This is a genomic window from Rhizobium hidalgonense, assembly GCF_005862185.2.
Lineage (GTDB): Bacteria > Pseudomonadota > Alphaproteobacteria > Rhizobiales > Rhizobiaceae > Rhizobium > Rhizobium hidalgonense.
This window is the reverse complement of sequence record NZ_CP054027.1, coordinates 3,991,126-4,007,303: the sequence shown is the minus strand read 5'-3', so window position 1 is coordinate 4,007,303 and position 16,178 is coordinate 3,991,126. Positions and strand designations below refer to the sequence as shown.

Genomic DNA, 16,178 nt, shown 5'->3' with positions numbered 1-16,178 from the left:
CACAGAAATCCGAACCCTTGCCGAACCCTTGCCGCTCGCCCATAAAGGCGCAATGACGGCGGGACGGAAAGCAAATGGCATGAATGAGGAAACGACAGCGGAGGCTGCCACCCGGCGAAGTTTCCGCCTGCACAATATGGCGGTGCCGGCGCGGCCGCTGGAGCCGGCGCTGTATCTGGTTGCCACGCCGATCGGCAATCTTGGCGATATCACGCTGCGCGCGCTGGAAACCTTGGCCGGCGCCGATGTGCTCGCCTGCGAGGATACGCGCGTCACCCGTGTGCTGCTCGATCGCTACGGCATCCAGAACCGCCCCTTCGCCTATCATGAATATAATGCCGACGAGGCCGGCCCGCGGCTCCTCCAGGCGCTGGAGGCCGGTCGCTCGGTGGCGCTGGTGTCCGATGCCGGCACGCCGCTGGTCTCCGATCCCGGCTATCGGCTGGCGCAGCAGGCGATCGCGGCAGGTTACCGCGTCATTCCCATTCCCGGCGCCTCCGCGCCGCTCGCAGCCCTTGTCGGCTCCGGCCTGCCGAACGATGCCTTTCTTTTCGCCGGCTTTCTGCCGGTCAAGGACAAGGCCCGCCGCGATCGTCTGGGTGAACTTGCCGCAGCTCCCGCGACGCTGATCTTCTTTGAATCGCCGCATCGCATCGGCGGCACGCTTCTGGCTGCCGCCGATGTGCTGGGCAGCGCGCGGCCCGCCTCCGTCTGCCGCGAGCTGACCAAGACCTATGAGGAGTTCCGCCGCGGCACGCTTGGTGAGCTTGCCGCGCATTACGAGCAAGTGAACAACGTCAAGGGCGAGATCGTCCTCGTCGTTGGCCCGCCGGAACCTGTGGAAACGCCTGAAGCCGATGTCGAAGCCGTCCTGGCCGATCTCTCGAAGACCATGCCGACGGCCAAGGCCGCGACCGAAGCCGCCCGCCTCACCGGCCTGCCGCGCAAGGTGCTCTACCAGCGGCTGCTGGAGTTGAAGGGCGCCGATGGCCGATAGCGACCTCACTGCTATGAGAAGGAAGGCGCTGCGCCGCGGCCTGATGTCGGAATATGTCGCTGCCGTCTTTCTGCTGCTGAAGGGGTACCGCATCCTGGCGCTGCGCCACCGCACCCGGCTGGGCGAGATCGATATCATTGCCCGCAAAGGCGATCTCGCCGTCTTCGTCGAGGTCAAAGCCCGCCATGGCGAGGCCGCGGCTGTCGACGCCGTCTCAGCCGCCGCTCAGAAGCGGATAAGGGCGGCAAGCGATCTCTGGCTTGCCCGGCAAGTGGATCAGGCCCGGCTTTCCCAGCGCTACGATATCGTCGCGGTTATGCCCGGCCGGCTGCCGCGGCACTTTCCCGACGCTTTCTGATCCTCTTTCAACCGATCGCCTTCCCAATCGTTAAACTTTTAGTTCCCGTGTGAACCAGCTTCTTACGCCTCTCTGCTACGCCCTCGGTGGGGATAACAATTGGGGATTGTTTCATGGCCTGGAAGATGATGCTTGCAAGTGCGGTCGCCATGGCCGCGCGCACGGTGCCTTATGCCGTGGTGAAGCCGGCCGGGAAATCCTTCGTCGCCCATGCGAGCGATCTCTTGCCGATGAAATCGACGCCGATCAATCCGGACTGGATCGTCAGCGGCAATCCGCAGGCCCGCACCGGCGAACATTCGCGCGGTCATGACGAGGCCTCGCTGACGGCGATCTGGGACTGCACATCAGGTGAATTCCGCTGGTATTTCGGCTGGGACGAGACCGTGATGATCCTCGAAGGCGAGGTCCATATCACCGCTGACGACGGCACTGAACGCACGCTCTGCACCGGCGACGTCGCCTTTTTTGCGGGCGGGACCTGGGCGAGCTGGCGGGTCGACACCTATGTCCGCAAGGTCGCCTTCCTGCGCAAGCCTTTCCCCAAGCCCTTGGCGATCGCCTATCGCCTCCGCAACATGCTGCGCAACGGCGGCAACCAGGGCATCGCCGCCTGAACGGCGCTGCCGGTTATGCGCTAATCCGGCTGGGGCGGGGCGGTCGTCTCCCCCTCTAACACCTCGCAGGCAAACAGGATCGGATTGTCGAGCTCGGGCGCGGTCTGCTTGTTCAACAGAACGGCGACCGCGGCGGCGGCGACGTCTTGGATCGGCTGCTTCACCGTCGTCAGACGCGGCGTCGTCATGCTGGCGAGCGGAATGCCGTCGAAGCCGACGATGGAAAGGGCTGCAGGGATCGGAATTCCCAGATCATGCGCCGCCCGCATGCAGCCGATCGCCTGCTGGTCCGAGCTGGCAAAGATCGCCGTCGGCCGCTCGTTGCGCGCCCGGGCCAGAAGATAATTTCCCGCGGAGCGGCCGCTTTCATAGTCGAAAGCCGCCTCGGCAATCAGCGGCGGTCCGGCCATTTTCGTGCCGCCATCCGCCTGCTCCATGGCGTCGAGATAACCCCTGAGGCGGTCATTGGCGGGGACGGAGTGCCCGGGCCCGGAAATGAAGCCGATGCGGCGATGGCCGAGCTTGAGAAGATGCTCGACACCCAGACGAACGCCAGAGCGGTGATCGGCGGCAATGCCGGAATATCCGGGCATCAGACGGTCGACGACGACGATCGGCAATCCCTTGGGCAGCTTGATCGTGTGGAAATCATTGCTCGGAACGAGAATGATGCCGTCGACCTTCCTGCTCGTCAGCTGCTTGATCCGATCGGCTTCCTTGGCCGCATGATCAAGCGAGGTCATGACGATGATATTATAGCCGTGATTGGCCGCCGCCTGCTCCGCCGATTGCACAAGTTCGGAGAAGAATGGGTTGGTCAGATCCGGAATGACGATGCCGATCAGGCGGCTGACCTTGCTGCGCATGCTTCTTGCCGACGGGTCGGGCAGATAACCCAGGTCCTTGATGATCTCTCCGACCCGCGCCCGCACGTCCTTGGTCACCGAGGGATGATCGTTCAAAACCCTGGAAACGGTGCCGGTGGAAACACCTGCAAGCTTGGCAACGTCCCTGATCCCGACCTTTGACATGACAGAAATAGTTGCCCTTCATCGTTGCTTGCGCAAGACGCCCGCGAGCGTCTGATCCAGTTTCCAGCTAATGGTCTTCAGCTCCCCAGTCAAAGGGTTGCGTCTCGATTTCGACGGTCCAAGCTGCTGAGCGGAACCTATAGAACGAACATGGAAACGGTTCATCACACATATGTCAATATGAATCGAACCAGCCCATAAAGGTGGCTTCTCCGCCTTCCTTCGGCCGCTTGACAATTCCTGAAGGCGTGTTACCCATTTGTCGTTGGAAACGGTTCATTGCCGCGGGCAACTCAGATGGAGCTGAGCCCAGAGCCGTTCGGGAGGAAAAAATGTCCAATTTTAAGCGTGAATCCGTCATGATCAGTGCGCCGCGTCGTGCGGCCTTGAAGCTCGGGCTTGCCGGCACCCTGGTGCTGGCGCTGTCCGGCAGCGTGTCAACAGCCTTTGCTGCCGAAAAGCCGAAAGTCGGCCTGATCATGAAGTCTCTGTCCAATGAGTTCTTCAAGCAGATGAAGGCCGGCGCCGACAAATATGCGGCCGAAAACAAGGACAAGTTCGAGTTCAAGGCCGTCGGCATGAAGGACGAGCGCGATTTTGCCTCGCAGGTCGACGCCGTCGAAAACTTCGTCACTCAGAAATACGATATCATCGTCGTGGCTCCGGCCGATTCCAAGGCGATGGCCACCCCGCTGGCAAAGGCCGTCAAGGCTGGCGTCAAGGTGATCAACATCGACGTGCCGCTCGATGCCGATGCCAAGAAGAAGGCCGGGATCGATCTCGCCTTCTTCGGGCCTGACAACAAGGAAGGGGCAAAGCTTGCGGGCGATGCGCTTGCCAAGGATCTCGGCCCCGGCGCCAAGGTCGTCATCCTCGAGGGCAACCCCGAGGCCGACAATGCCAAGGAGCGCAAGGAAGGCTTCGTGGATTCCGTCAAGACGGGCAAGCTCGAGCTTCTCGACAGCAAGACCGCCCATTGGGAGACTGAAGAAGCCAACACCGTCATGACGAATTTCCTGACGAAATATAAGGATATTCAAGGTGTCATGGCTGCCAACGACTCCATGGCCCTCGGCGTCGTCAAGGCCCTCGATGCCGCCGGCCAGGCCGGTAAGATCAAGGTCGTCGGCTTCGACAATATTCCGCCCGTCCAGCCGCTGATCAAGGACGGCAAGATGCTTGCCACCGTCGAGCAGTATGGTGCGCAAATGGCGGTCATGGGCATCGACTATGGCATGCGCGAACTGGCCGGCGAAAAATTCACTGGCTGGGTCAAGACCGACGTCAAGCTCGTCACCGCGGCCGATCTGAAATAATCGACAGCAAGCAAGGGAGGCGTCGGCCGCGGCCGGCGCCAACCGCTGCAGCATCGATCCTTCCGGGTGAGGCTTAATCTCAAGCCTCCGGGATGCGCGTCGCGCTTTTCCGGCACGTGGAGGACGCTGTAACATTTCGAATTGAAAAGACCATGCATGAGGTCGCCGTGTCAGACACTGCAGATGACGACATCCTGAGGCTGGAGGGGATCGGCAAGCGCTTTCCCGGCGTCGTGGCGCTCAAGGATGTCTCCATACGGATCGGCCGCGGCAAGGGGCACGTTCTCCTTGGTGAAAACGGCGCCGGAAAGTCGACCCTGATCAATCTGCTCGGCGGTGTCTTCAGGCCCGACGACGGCCACGTCCTGTTTGACGGCAAGCCTTATCATCCGTCTTCGCCGCTGGAGGCGTTCAAGGCGGGCATCCGGGTCATTCACCAGGAACTGCACCCGCTTTCCAACCTGACGGTGGCTGAAAACCTGCTGTTTGAGCATCTGCCGCGCCGATACGGCCTGGTGAACTACAAGGCGATGAACGCCAGGGCGGCTGAACTCCTCGAAGAGGTCGGCCTCGACGTGGCGCCGACGACACCGGCAAGCCGCCTCAGCGTCGCGCAGCTGCAGCTGGTCGAGATCGCCAAGGCGCTCTGCTACGAAAGCAAGCTTCTCGTTCTCGACGAACCGACGGCGACCCTGACCTCCAAGGAGGTCGATCGCCTCTTCGAAATTCTGAAGCGCCTGAAGAGCCGCGGCGTCACAACCCTCTACATCTCGCACCGGCTGGAAGAGATCTTCGAGGTCGGCGACGATGTGACGGTGCTGCGCGACGGCCAGCACGTCATCACCCGGCCGCTGGCCGGACTTGGCATCCCCGAGATCGTCGAGCTGATGGTCGGGCGCAAGCTTTCCGATCACGGCATTTTCAAAGGCGACAGCACGCTATCCGGCGAGGCGCTCGGCGTTTCCGGCCTCAAGGTGACACGGCATAGCCCGGAACTCTCCTTCTCCGTAGCAAAGGGCGAAATCGTCGGCATTGCCGGCCTCGTCGGCAGCGGCCGCACCGAGGCGGTTCGCGCCCTGTTCGGCGCCGACCTCAAGGCGGCAGGCGAGATCCGCCTGAACGGCCAGCCGGTCGAGATCAATTCGCCCAAGGATGCGGTTGCGGCCGGGCTGTGCCTGGCAACCGAAGACCGCAAGATGCAGGGCCTGATGCTCGATATGAGCTGTGCCGAAAACGCCACCATCACCGCTCTCGACAAGATCTCCCGCAACGGCTTGATCCTGGGCAAGGTCGAGGATGAGCACGCCCAGCGCCTGGTGCGCGAGCTCAGGATCAAGACCCCGTCCATCCATCAGGCCGTCCGCACGTTTTCCGGCGGCAATCAGCAGAAGGTCGTCATTGCCAAATGGCTGTTCCGCGGCCCCAAGGTGCTGATTTTCGATGAGCCGACCCGCGGGATCGATGTCGGCGCCAAGGCCGAAATCTATGAGCTTCTGTGGAAGTTCGCTGCCGAAGGCAAAGGTGTGCTGGTCGTCTCTTCTGATCTGCCGGAGCTGATGGGTATCTGCCATCGCATCATCGTTTTCTCCGACGGCAAGATATCAGGTGAAATAGCCCGGGAACAATTTGACGAAAGCAGGATCCTTTCGCTCGCCTACAAGGAGTACAGCCGTGTCCGCCAACATTGAAAAACAGACTGAGGCGAAAGAGGTAAGCGTCTGGGACAAGCTTCTCCGGATCTCGATGAAGGAAGCCGGCGTTGCCATTGCCCTCATCCTGATCCTGGCGTTTTTCTCGGCGACGGCGCCCTATTTCGCCACACCGGAAAACTTCCTGAAGATCTTCGTGCAGATCGCCATCAACACCGTGCTGGCCGCCGGCATGACCTTCGTCATCCTCGTCGGCGGCATCGATCTTTCCGTCGGCTCGCTGCTTGCCCTTTGCACGGTCATCGGTGCGACGATCATGATCAATCCGGCGTTTTCGCCATGGCAGGCGATCGTTCTCGCCTGCCTGGCCTCGATGGGCACCGGTGCCGTGCTCGGCGCCGTCAACGGCTGGATCTGCGAGAAGTGGAAGCTGCCGTCCTTCATCGTCACCCTCGGCATGCTGAACGTCGCGAGCGGCCTGGCGCGTGTCGTCAGCGACAATTCGACGATCACAGGCCTGCCGCAGCCCTTCGTCGATTTCGGCAACCTGATCTTCTGGGGCGTCTTTCCGTCGATCTTTCTGATCGCGATCGTCGTCGTGCTGGTCGGCTGGTTCGTGCTGCGCTACACCGTCTTCGGCCGCTTCGTCTTCGCGATCGGCACCAATGAAGAGGCCGTCCGCCTGTCGGGACATCAGCCGAAGCGATACAAGATCGCCGTCTTCACGATTTCCGGGTTGACCGCCGGTATTGCCGCCATGGTCTATCTGCTCCGCCTCAATGTCGGCAGCCCGGTTGCCGGCATCGGCTACGAGCTGAACGCCATCGCCGCCGTCATCATCGGCGGCACCAGCCTCTCGGGCGGCAAGGGCTCGATCATCGGTACGCTGGTCGGTGCATGCATTCTGCAGGTGCTGTCGACCGGATTGCAGCTCCTCGGCGCCGACGACAATATCAAGCCGATCGTTATCGGCGCCGTCATCGTGCTTGCCGTCATTCTCGATAGCTATCGCGGCCGGCTGATGCGCATTCTCGAAACGCGCTGATCAGCCGATGCGAGCATAAACAACGGCCGATCGGAAGCCCCGATTGGCCGTTGCGTTTGATATCCCGCCGACCTACATCTGTCCGGCATTCAGCGAGGGACGGAAATGGCCAAGATCACCAATGTAGCGGTCCAGATGGACCATGTCGCCAGCATCAATATTGCAGGTGATTCCACCTTCGCCATGAGCCTGGAGGCGCAGGCGCGCGGCTACAAGCTGTTCCATTACACGCCCGAGCGCCTGAGCTTCCGTGACGGCAAACTCTTTGCCAGCGTCGAGCCGATGCTGCTGCGCGACGTCAAGGACGATCACTTCGAGCTTGGCGCGCCCGAGCGCGTCGACCTCTCGACCATGGATGTCGTGCTGCTGCGCCAAGATCCGCCCTTCGATATGGCCTATATCACCTCGACGCATTTGCTCGAGCGCATCCATCCGAAGACGCTTGTCGTCAACGATCCGGCCTGGGTGCGCAATTCGCCGGAAAAAATCTTCGTCACCGAATTTGCCGACCTGATGCCGAAGACGCTGATCACCAAGGATGCTGCCGAGATCCGCCGCTTCCGCGACGAGATGGGCGACATCATTCTGAAGCCACTCTACGGCAATGGCGGCGCCGGCGTCTTCCATTCGACCCGCGACGACCGCAACCTCTCCTCGTTGCTGGAAATGTTCGGCCAGCTTTTCCGCGAGCCCTTCATCGCCCAGCAATATCTGCCCGACGTGCGCAAGGGCGACAAACGGATCATCCTGGTCGATGGCGAATTCGCCGGCGCCATCAACCGCGTTCCGGCCGAGCACGACAGCCGCTCCAACATGCATGTCGGCGGCCGCGCCGAGGCGACCGAACTGACGGCGCGCGAACAGGAAATCTGCGCCCGCATCGGCCCGGCGCTGCGGGAGCGTGGCTTCCTGCTCGTCGGCATCGATGTGATCGGCGATTACATGACCGAGATCAACGTCACCTCGCCGACAGGCATCCGCGAGGTCAAAAAGTTCGGCGGCGCTGACATTGCCAGCCTGCTCTGGGATGCGATCGAGCGCAAGCGCGGCTGATCCTGCCGCGTGACCCTACGCGCTGTGACCGGGTACAACCTCGGTCACAGGCGATACGACTACGTTCCTTGATTGTTCTTGTTTTATTCTTGCTTTATTCTTGCTTCCATGCCAGATTGCAACCGCTGGCCCTGACGGGTTGTGGGCGATATAAGAATTCGTGGGCAAGGGGATGGGTCTATGGTCGCGCGTGTCAGTACGGTGGCGTTTCAGGGCATCGAAGGTGTGCCGGTCGAGGTCCAGGTCATGGTCGCTCCCGGCAAGGTCGGCATGCAGATCGTCGGCCTGCCCGATAAGGCGGTGGCCGAAAGCCGCGAGCGCGTGCAGGCGGCCCTTCATGCCTCCGGCTTGGCGCTGCCGGCCAAGCGGGTGACGGTCAACCTGGCGCCCGCCGATCTGCCAAAAGAGGGTTCACATTTCGATCTCCCGATTGCGCTCGCGCTGATGGCCGCCCTTGGCGCCATCCCCGCCGATGCGCTGTCGGATTATGTCGTCGTCGGCGAACTCAACCTCGACGGCACGATCGCTGCCATATCGGGCGCGCTGCCGGCTGCCATCGGCGCCAATGCGCTCGGCAAGGGGTTGATCTGCCCGGCTGAAAGCGGCGCCGAAGCCGCCTGGGCCGGCGCCGAGGTCAATATTCTCGCACCGCGCAGCCTGATTGCCCTTGCCAATCACTTCCGTGGCACCCAGGTGCTCACGCGGCCGGAAGCGTCGATCCGCGCCAATGCCGCCAACCTGCCGGATCTGGCCGAGATCAAGGGCCAGGAAAGCGCCAAGCGGGCGCTCGAAGTGGCGGCCGCCGGCGGCCATAATCTCCTGATGGTCGGGCCTCCCGGCTCCGGCAAGTCGATGCTGGCGTCCCGGCTGCCGTCGATCCTGCCGCCGCTCTCGGCCGCCGAACTGCTTGAGGTGTCGATGGTCCATTCGATCGCCGGTCAGCTCACCGGCGGCAAGCTCTCCGACCGCCGGCCCTTCCGCACTCCGCATCATTCCGCCACCATGGCAGCCCTTGTTGGCGGCGGACTGCGTGCCCGACCGGGCGAGGCCTCGCTTGCCCATCACGGCGTGCTCTTCCTCGACGAGTTTCCCGAGTTCACGCCGCAGGCGCTCGATGCGCTGCGCCAGCCGCTCGAAGGCGGCGAATGCGTCATTGCCCGCGCCAATCACCGCGTCTCCTATCCCGCTAAATTCCAGTTGATCGCGGCGATGAACCCCTGCCGCTGCGGCATGGCCGGTGAACCCGGCCACACCTGCGCCCGCGGTCCGCGCTGCATGAGCGATTACCAGGCCCGCATCTCCGGCCCGCTGATGGACCGCATCGATATCCGCATCGACGTGCCCGCCGTCTCCGCCGCCGATCTGATCCGGCCGATGGCAGCCGAGACCAGCGCCGACGTCGCCCGGCGCGTCGCCCGCGCCCGCGAGATCCAGCAGCAACGCTTCGAGGCCGCCGGCGCCAAGGGCATCGGCACCAACGCCCGCTGCTCCACATCAATGATCGAAAAACTCGCCGAACCCGACGCCGGCGGCCTGCAGCTTCTGCGCGACGCCGCCGAAAAAATGAAATTCTCCGCCCGCGGCTACCACCGCGTCCTCAAGGTCGCCCGCACCTTGGCCGATCTCGACGGCAAGCCGACGGTGGGTCGTCTTCACCTCGCTGAGGCGATTTCTTACAGGATCGCCGGCGAAAGGCTGACGGCAGCGGCATAACGGCAAGGGCAAGCGCCGACTTGAATCTGATTGCGCCCCTTGGAAATCCCTCCGATTCAAGACAAAATCATCCGGCTCTAGCTTTTTCGGGGGACTCTGATGGAAAACCACGAGCCGTTCTTGCGCGAGGCGATTGCGCTCTCGAAATCCGCCATGGAACGCGGCGACGAACCGTTTGGCTCGGTGCTGGTGAGGGAAGACGAAGTCATCCTGCGCGCTGAAAACAGCGTTTTCACCGGCCACGATATGACCAACCACGCCGAGATGAATCTGGTTAAACTGGCGGCGCAGCACTACGACACTGCTTTTCTCGCCGACTGTACGCTCTACACCAGCACGGAGCCGTGCGCGATGTGCTCCGGGGCGATTTACTGGTCGGGCATCGGGCGTATGGTGTTTGCCTGCTCCGAAACGCGGCTTGGCGAGATCGCCGGGATCGGGTTGAACGTGCCGAGCCGGGCGGTTTTGCAAACCGGTGCACGCGTCGTCACAGTGGTTGGCCCGACGAACCTCGAAGACGAAGCCGCCGAAATACATCAGGAATTCTGGCCGAAGCATCTGGGCAAGGCTTGAGCCTCGCCTCAGGACCTTATTGATTAAGGAAGGGCAGGTGTGATGCGTGCGCCCGGACAGTGTGCCGGGCAACTCGCTCTTCGCTTGCCGTCATCCTCGGCTTGTGCCGAGGATCTGCTGCGTATGATCGTGACCGGCGCAGATGCTCTGGACAAGCTCGAGCATGACGAAAGAGGAGTTGGCCAAAGCTTGAGGCGAGCGCCGAAGCGCCCCGACACTTCCCCAAATATGAATGACCGGGAACGCCTCGGCCAGCTTTACCTCAGCTCCCCAACCCCTCAAACAGCGCCGTCGACAGATAACGCTCCGCAAAGGACGGGATGATGATGACGATGTTCTTGCCGGCATTCTCCGGACGGCTGCCGACCTTGATGGCGGCGGTCAGCGCAGCACCCGAGGAGATACCGACCGGCACGCCTTCGAGCCTGGCGACCAGGCGCGCCTGTTCGAAAGCCTCGTCATTGGTGACGGTGACGACCTCGTCGTAGATTCCGGTGTCGAGGATTTTGGGCGCGAAGCCGGCGCCGATGCCCTGGATTTTGTGCGGGCCGGGATTGCCGCCGGAGAGGATCGGTGAATCGGCCGGTTCGACGGCGATGATCTGGATCTCGGGTTTGCGGCTTTTCAGCACCTGGCCGACGCCGGTGATCGTGCCGCCGGTGCCGATGCCGGAGACGACGATATCGACGGTGCCGTCGGTATCGTTCCAGATTTCCTCGGCCGTCGTCTTGCGGTGGATTTCGGGATTGGCCGGGTTTTCGAACTGCTGCGGAATGATGGCGTCGGGAAGCGATTCTGCCAGTTCCTCGGCCTTGGCGATGGCGCCCTTCATGCCTTTCGGCCCCTCGGTCAGCACCAGTTCGGCGCCGAGCAGCGCCAGCATCTTGCGGCGCTCGACCGACATGGTTTCCGGCATGGTGAGGATCAGCCGATAGCCCTTGGCGGCGGCGGCAAAGGCGAGCGCGATGCCGGTGTTGCCGGAAGTCGGCTCGATCAGCACGGTTTTCCCGGGGGTGATTTTGCCCTGGGCTTCCAGGCTTTCGATCATCGCCACGCCGATGCGGTCTTTGACCGAGGCGATCGGGTTGAAGAATTCGAGCTTGCCGATCAGGTTGGCGACGACGCCCTTTTCCCGCGCCAGCTTGTCAAAGCGCACGAGCGGCGTGTTGCCGATGGTCTCGGTGATCGAGGAATAGATTCGGCCGCGGCCGGGCTTGTGCGACATGAGTGCCTCCCTTTGAAATCCTGTTCGTAAAATCGAGGAGGAGAATAGGGTCAAAGGCCTGAAGAGGCTAGACCGCGTTCACGCCGGCGGGGCGGGGTGCGGAGAAAAAAACCTTTGGAAACCGGTTCTTGCCGGATGTTTATTTCAGGCCGCCCGCGTGGCGATGAAGGCGGCCGTGCCGGCGAGAATGCCGGCCGCCAACCGGTTCAGCACCTGTAAGGCGCGGGGCTTTTTCAGCATTGTCCGGGCCCGCGAGGCAAGCAGCATATAGGGCACCAGTACCACGATCAGCACCACGAAGGTAACGGCGAGCAGCATCGCATAGTCGCCGAGGCCGATATTGCCGATATCGATCAGCGTCGGCGCCAGCGCGACATAAAACAGCATCGTCTTTGGATTGCCGAGCGTCACCAGCAGGCCGGAGAGGAAGGATAGGCCGATATTGCTGGATTTCTTCGCCGCAATATCCTGCGGCAGCAGGCCCGCCGTCCAGAGTTTCCAGGCGATATAGCCGAGATAAAGCGCGCCCGCGATCTTGATGACGATGAAGACTTCGGTGAAGGTCTGCGCCACGAAGGCAAGGCCGAGGATGACAGCGGTGAGATAGGTCATGTCGCCGAGCACCAGGCCGAGACCCATGAAGAAGGTCTCGCGGAAATTCGAGCCGAGCGCGCGTGCGACGATCGCGGTAATCCCGGGTCCTGGAATGGCGGCTGCGATGAATAGCGCTCCGGCATAGGCGATCAGGGCTGTAAGGCTCATCTGTCATATCCACTGGATTGCGTGACCTCTCTATAGGTCCGGGTTGCGGCCTCATCAATGCACGGCACTGATCGGTCCATCACCAGAAGGAATAGGTCTGCGGCACCATGATCCACTTGGAAAGCGATCCACCCTTGCTAGTTTTCCCTCTGCACGTGCGCCATCAGCATTCATTGCATGTTTGAGGACACGAGGCGCTGGCAAGATTTTCATCACCAAGGAGAGAATGGATGTCCCCCACCTCAGCCGAAACCCGCAGGCTCTCGCCGCTCAAGACGCCTTCCAGCCTGCCGAGCAACGCCGTCACCGATATTTCGGCCGCACTCACCGCCCTGCTTGCCGATGTCTTCACGCTTTATCTGAAAACCAAGAACTTCCATTGGCACATGTCCGGCCCGCATTTCCGCGATTACCACCTGCTGCTCGACGAGCAGGCAGAGCAGATCTTCGCCATGACCGACGATATTGCCGAGCGCGCCCGCAAGATCGGCGGCGTGACCTTGCGCTCCATCGGCCAGATCGCCCGCCAGCAGCGCATCGCCGACAATGATGCGGATTTCGTCACCGCCGAGGACATGCTGTCGGAACTTCGCGAGGATAATGGTCAACTCGTTTCGCTGCTGCGCGAAGTGCACGATCTCTGCGACGAGCACAATGATGTCGCCACCGCCAGCCTGATCGAGAACTGGATCGACGAGTCCGAGCGCCGCACCTGGTTCCTGTTCGAAACGACCCGGTCCCAGAAATAATACTGGCAGCCGGGCGTAGCGTCATATGTAGGGCACGCCCGGCTCTCAACTCTCCAGCGCTCTCGGCCGCAGCCATCTCGGGTTCCAGCCAAGGTTCATGCCGGCGGCGGCAATGAGGATGATGGCCGCGCCCGCGATCTGCATCGGCTGCAGCGCGTGGCCGAAGGCGAGCCGGTCGACGAGGATCGCGGCGATCGGATAGAGGAAGGAGAGGGCGCCTGTCAGATGTGTCGGCAGCCTCTGGATGGCACCGTAGAGAAGCACATACATCAGCCCGGTATGGACGACGCCGACGGTAACGAGGATCGCCCATGTTCCCACATCCGCGGGCGGATGGGAAAGATCGGTCATCGGCGCCAGCATCAGCATGCCGGTTGCGACCTGGATCAGTGCGATCAGATGCGGCGGCGTGCCTTTCAGCCATTTTGCGGCAAGCGCTGCCAGCGCATAGAAGAAGGCCGCGCCCAGCGCCATCAGGATGCCGAGGCCGTAGTCACCGGTTGCCCCACCGGTCTGGGGTTTCGCCTGGACGATCGCCATCATGCCGGCGAAAGAGAGCGCCAGCCAGAACAGCTTGGTGGCGGTGATCTTTTCGCCGAGAAACAGTGCGCCGAGCATCAGCAGCATGAAGGGTTGGGTGTTATAAACAGTCGTGGCGATCGAGATCGTCGCATGCGAATAGGAGGCAAACAGCAGCAGCCAGTTCAATACGATGGCGACGCCGCCGAAGACGGCAATGCCGAAGGCGCGCAGCGTGAGGATGCCGGGCCGCAGCAGCCCGAGAGCGCCGCAGATGACCAGCAGAGTCAGCGCGCCGAACAGGCAGCGCCAGAAGACGACACCGCTGACCGGCTGGCCCGACATGACCACGAACCAGCCGATCGTCCCCGAGATCAGCATCGCTGCCGTCATTTCCGCCGTGCCTCTTTTGATGTCGCCGCTCATGATCGCCTCCGTTTTCAATTGGATCAGAATATTGCGGCGGTGAACGATTTTATATAATCATAAGAAGGAATATGATCTAAATAGCCTATTCATATTAGGGGAGAATGCCGATTATGCCTAATGATGCGCAATCGCTCGACGAAACAGATCAGGCCATTCTGGAAGCACTGGCCGGCAACGCCCGCATCTCGCTGAAGGAGCTGGCGCAGCAGGTGGGGCTTTCCTCGCCAAGTGCCGCCGAGCGCCTGCGGCGGCTCGAGGAGCGCGGCGTCATCAAGGCTTTCACCATCGATCTCGACCCTGCCGCTGTCGGTTATCCCCTGCAGGCGATCGTCCGTGTGCGACCATTGCCGGGACAGCTGCACATCGTCGAGCGGCTGATCCAGGAAATCCCCGAAATCGTCGAATGCGACAAGGTGACCGGCGAGGATTGTTTTATCGCCCGCCTGGTCATCCGCTCGATGGCGGAACTCGACGGTCTCCTCGACAGGGTTGCAGAACGGGCGGAAACCAACACCGCGATGATCAAAGCCTCGCCCGTCAAACGCCGCCTGCCGCCGCTGACACGTAAAAAGTAGAATCGGCGAAAGTGCCCTTAGAGCATTTTCGGTTTTCTTCGAATCCCTAAAATGCTCCGTCTCTTGTTTTCACGCCATTCCGAACGCAAAACCGCTATGCACTTTTGCTGGAATTGCTCTAGAAATCCGCCATAGGCGACAGCATCGCCGGAAATTGCGGAGCCTCACTGCCGAGCCCGCGCAGCATCAGCACCGTGCCGCTCTCCATCGGCTGCGGCGCGCCCACCCAGTCGAGCTTGTCGGGACGGAAAAGCACTTCGACAGTGCCGGGCGCGATCTTCAGCCCGCCGAGGATCGCTGCAAGCGAGGGCATCTCGGCCGCCACGACATCGAGAAGACTGAAGCGACCCGCCTCATCCATCTTCCAGGCGATCACCGCTCGCATGTCTTCCATGAAGCTGACGCGGACATCGGGATCGAGCCGCGTGTTGATGAGAAACATCGCTGCGTTCGCCGCGACCGAGAGCGACGTCGAAACCGGGCTTCGTGCCTTCAGCAGCAATTGCAACAGGGCAAGATCATCCGCATTGGTCGGCGCAAGCAACCGGGCAGGTCCGGCGAAAGCCGACAGCTCGGGTGCCGCTCCCTCATATCGATGCTGCGCTATCGCGCGAAAACCGTAGGCTTCGTAGAGCGACGGCTTGTCGGTATAGAGGATGACGGCTTCAAAACCCTGCCGCTCGCACCAGTCGAGCGCCTTCACCGTCAGGTTGCGGTAGAGCCCGCGCCGCCGCCATGGCGGCCGCACCGCGCCCGATTGCAGCCCGGCGGCGTGGACGATCCTGCCGTTGAGGACGAAGGGCAGCGCAAAGGCCGTGATATTGGCGGCCAACTCGCCTTCGACATCAAACCAACCGAAGGGCATGCTGGTGGCATCCGGTCCGCCAAGCTGCTGCAGCGGGCCGATATCGATGCCGAAAATATCCTTGAGCAGACAGACCAATGCCGCCCAGCCAGCGGGGTCGTCGAAGTAATCCTGCCGAAAGGTCAGGTCGGCGCTGTTGACGCCCTTCGGCATCATACCCCGGTGGAGCCGAAGCCGCCGGCGCCGCGTGTCGTCTCGCTTGCGGCGGCACTTTCGGCCACCCGCACTTGGGTTACCGGCGCGATCACCATCTGGGCGATGCGCATGCCGCGCTCGATGACGAAGGGTTCGTCGCCGAGATTGACGAGCAGCACCTTCACCTCGCCGCGATAATCGCTGTCGACGGTGCCTGGTGTATTCAGGCAGGTAATGCCGTTTTTGAAGGCCAGGCCGGAGCGCGGCCGCACCTGGCCTTCGAAACCCTCGGGGATTTCGAAGATGAAGCCGGTCGGCACCAGCGCCCGTCGGCCGGGCGAAAGCATCAGCGGCGTGGCCCCGTCGACGGCGGCGCGCAGGTCCATGCCGGCCGCCCCCTTGCTTTCATAGGCAGGCAGGTCAAGGCCCTCGCCATTGGTCAGGCGGATGAGGTTCAGCGTCGGACGCGTGTCGTGATGAATGGTCATGGGTCATTACTTTGCGCGCGGGAGAGCAAGGTCAATTGCAAAGCCGGGCTTTAGTCGCTAGTTAAGCGGCAATTCCACA

The 16,178-nt window shown here is 62.1% G+C and carries 17 protein-coding genes; 11 read left to right on the top strand and 6 right to left on the bottom strand.

Features of this window, described 5'->3' with window-relative positions; translation table 11 throughout:
- Positions 1–79: 79 nt before the first annotated feature.
- The 3 genes from rsmI (at position 80) to FFM81_RS19475 (ending at position 1,972) form a co-directional block, all read left to right on the top strand.
- Positions 80–997 (top strand): 16S rRNA (cytidine(1402)-2'-O)-methyltransferase, encoded by a 918-nt coding sequence (rsmI, locus tag FFM81_RS19485; protein ID WP_037092374.1) that lies wholly within the window; start codon positions 80–82, stop codon positions 995–997.
- Positions 987–1,355: a YraN family protein gene (locus FFM81_RS19480; RefSeq protein ID WP_003570895.1), complete on the top strand. Its 369-nt coding sequence runs from the start codon at positions 987–989 to the stop codon at positions 1,353–1,355. The genes rsmI and FFM81_RS19480 overlap by 11 nt, the downstream gene beginning before the upstream one ends.
- A gap of 113 nt (positions 1,356–1,468) precedes the next feature.
- Positions 1,469–1,972 carry a cupin domain-containing protein gene (locus FFM81_RS19475; protein ID WP_003570894.1) on the top strand — a complete coding sequence of 168 codons (504 nt, stop codon included), beginning with the start codon at positions 1,469–1,471 and terminating at the stop codon, positions 1,970–1,972.
- A 20-nt stretch (positions 1,973–1,992) separates the two neighbouring features.
- Here the strand turns inward: FFM81_RS19475 and FFM81_RS19470 are convergent, their stop codons facing one another.
- Positions 1,993–3,003: a LacI family DNA-binding transcriptional regulator gene (locus FFM81_RS19470; protein ID WP_003570892.1), complete on the bottom strand. Its 1,011-nt coding sequence runs from the start codon at positions 3,001–3,003 to the stop codon at positions 1,993–1,995.
- 332 nt (positions 3,004–3,335) lie between these two features.
- Between FFM81_RS19470 and FFM81_RS19465 the strand changes: the two genes are divergently transcribed.
- The 6 genes from FFM81_RS19465 (at position 3,336) to FFM81_RS19440 (ending at position 10,352) form a co-directional block, all read left to right on the top strand.
- Complete coding sequence (locus tag FFM81_RS19465) at positions 3,336–4,319, top strand: sugar ABC transporter substrate-binding protein (protein WP_003570889.1); 984 nt, start codon at positions 3,336–3,338, stop codon at positions 4,317–4,319.
- 152 nt (positions 4,320–4,471) lie between these two features.
- A complete protein-coding gene (locus FFM81_RS19460) occupies positions 4,472–6,007 on the top strand; it encodes a sugar ABC transporter ATP-binding protein (protein WP_138385391.1) in 1,536 nt (511 codons plus the stop codon).
- Positions 5,991–7,013, top strand: a complete 1,023-nt coding sequence (locus FFM81_RS19455) for an ABC transporter permease (protein WP_138385392.1) — start codon at positions 5,991–5,993, stop codon at positions 7,011–7,013. Before FFM81_RS19460 ends, FFM81_RS19455 begins: the two co-directional genes overlap by 17 nt.
- Positions 7,014–7,118: 105 nt before the next feature.
- A complete protein-coding gene (gshB, locus tag FFM81_RS19450; protein WP_003570884.1) occupies positions 7,119–8,066 on the top strand; it encodes a glutathione synthase in 948 nt (315 codons plus the stop codon).
- Between the two features lie 180 nt (positions 8,067–8,246).
- On the top strand, positions 8,247–9,779 hold the full coding sequence (locus FFM81_RS19445; protein ID WP_097533709.1) for a YifB family Mg chelatase-like AAA ATPase: 1,533 nt from the start codon (positions 8,247–8,249) through the stop codon (positions 9,777–9,779).
- Between the two features lie 99 nt (positions 9,780–9,878).
- The gene (locus FFM81_RS19440) at positions 9,879–10,352 is read left to right on the top strand and encodes a nucleoside deaminase (protein ID WP_003570881.1); all 474 of its coding nucleotides are present in this window, start codon (positions 9,879–9,881) and stop codon (positions 10,350–10,352) included.
- A gap of 262 nt (positions 10,353–10,614) precedes the next feature.
- Here FFM81_RS19440 and cysK read toward each other — a convergent pair whose 3' ends face one another.
- Both cysK and FFM81_RS19430 read right to left on the bottom strand, forming a co-directional pair.
- A complete protein-coding gene (gene cysK / locus FFM81_RS19435) occupies positions 10,615–11,577 on the bottom strand; it encodes a cysteine synthase A (RefSeq protein WP_003570880.1) in 963 nt (320 codons plus the stop codon).
- Positions 11,578–11,721: 144 nt separating this feature from the next.
- A complete protein-coding gene (locus FFM81_RS19430; RefSeq protein WP_138385393.1) occupies positions 11,722–12,339 on the bottom strand; it encodes a LysE family translocator in 618 nt (205 codons plus the stop codon).
- A gap of 230 nt (positions 12,340–12,569) precedes the next feature.
- On the opposite strand from FFM81_RS19430, the gene FFM81_RS19425 reads away from it, so the two are divergent.
- Positions 12,570–13,088 carry a Dps family protein gene (locus FFM81_RS19425; protein WP_138385394.1) on the top strand — a complete coding sequence of 173 codons (519 nt, stop codon included), beginning with the start codon at positions 12,570–12,572 and terminating at the stop codon, positions 13,086–13,088.
- Positions 13,089–13,133: 45 nt separating this feature from the next.
- On the opposite strand, the gene FFM81_RS19420 is transcribed toward FFM81_RS19425, so the two are convergent.
- Positions 13,134–14,033 (bottom strand): DMT family transporter, encoded by a 900-nt coding sequence (locus FFM81_RS19420; protein ID WP_138385395.1) that lies wholly within the window; start codon positions 14,031–14,033, stop codon positions 13,134–13,136.
- Between the two features lie 113 nt (positions 14,034–14,146).
- Here FFM81_RS19420 and FFM81_RS19415 point away from each other — a divergent pair, with 113 nt between their 5' ends.
- Complete coding sequence (locus tag FFM81_RS19415) at positions 14,147–14,611, top strand: Lrp/AsnC family transcriptional regulator (RefSeq protein ID WP_138385396.1); 465 nt, start codon at positions 14,147–14,149, stop codon at positions 14,609–14,611.
- 118 nt (positions 14,612–14,729) lie between these two features.
- Here the strand turns inward: FFM81_RS19415 and FFM81_RS19410 are convergent, their stop codons facing one another.
- Both FFM81_RS19410 and dut read right to left on the bottom strand, forming a co-directional pair.
- Complete coding sequence (locus FFM81_RS19410) at positions 14,730–15,629, bottom strand: GNAT family N-acetyltransferase (RefSeq protein WP_037092513.1); 900 nt, start codon at positions 15,627–15,629, stop codon at positions 14,730–14,732.
- Positions 15,629–16,099, bottom strand: a complete 471-nt coding sequence (dut, locus tag FFM81_RS19405) for a dUTP diphosphatase (protein WP_003570870.1) — start codon at positions 16,097–16,099, stop codon at positions 15,629–15,631. The genes FFM81_RS19410 and dut overlap by 1 nt, the downstream gene beginning before the upstream one ends.
- Between the last annotated feature and the right edge of the window lie 79 nt (positions 16,100–16,178).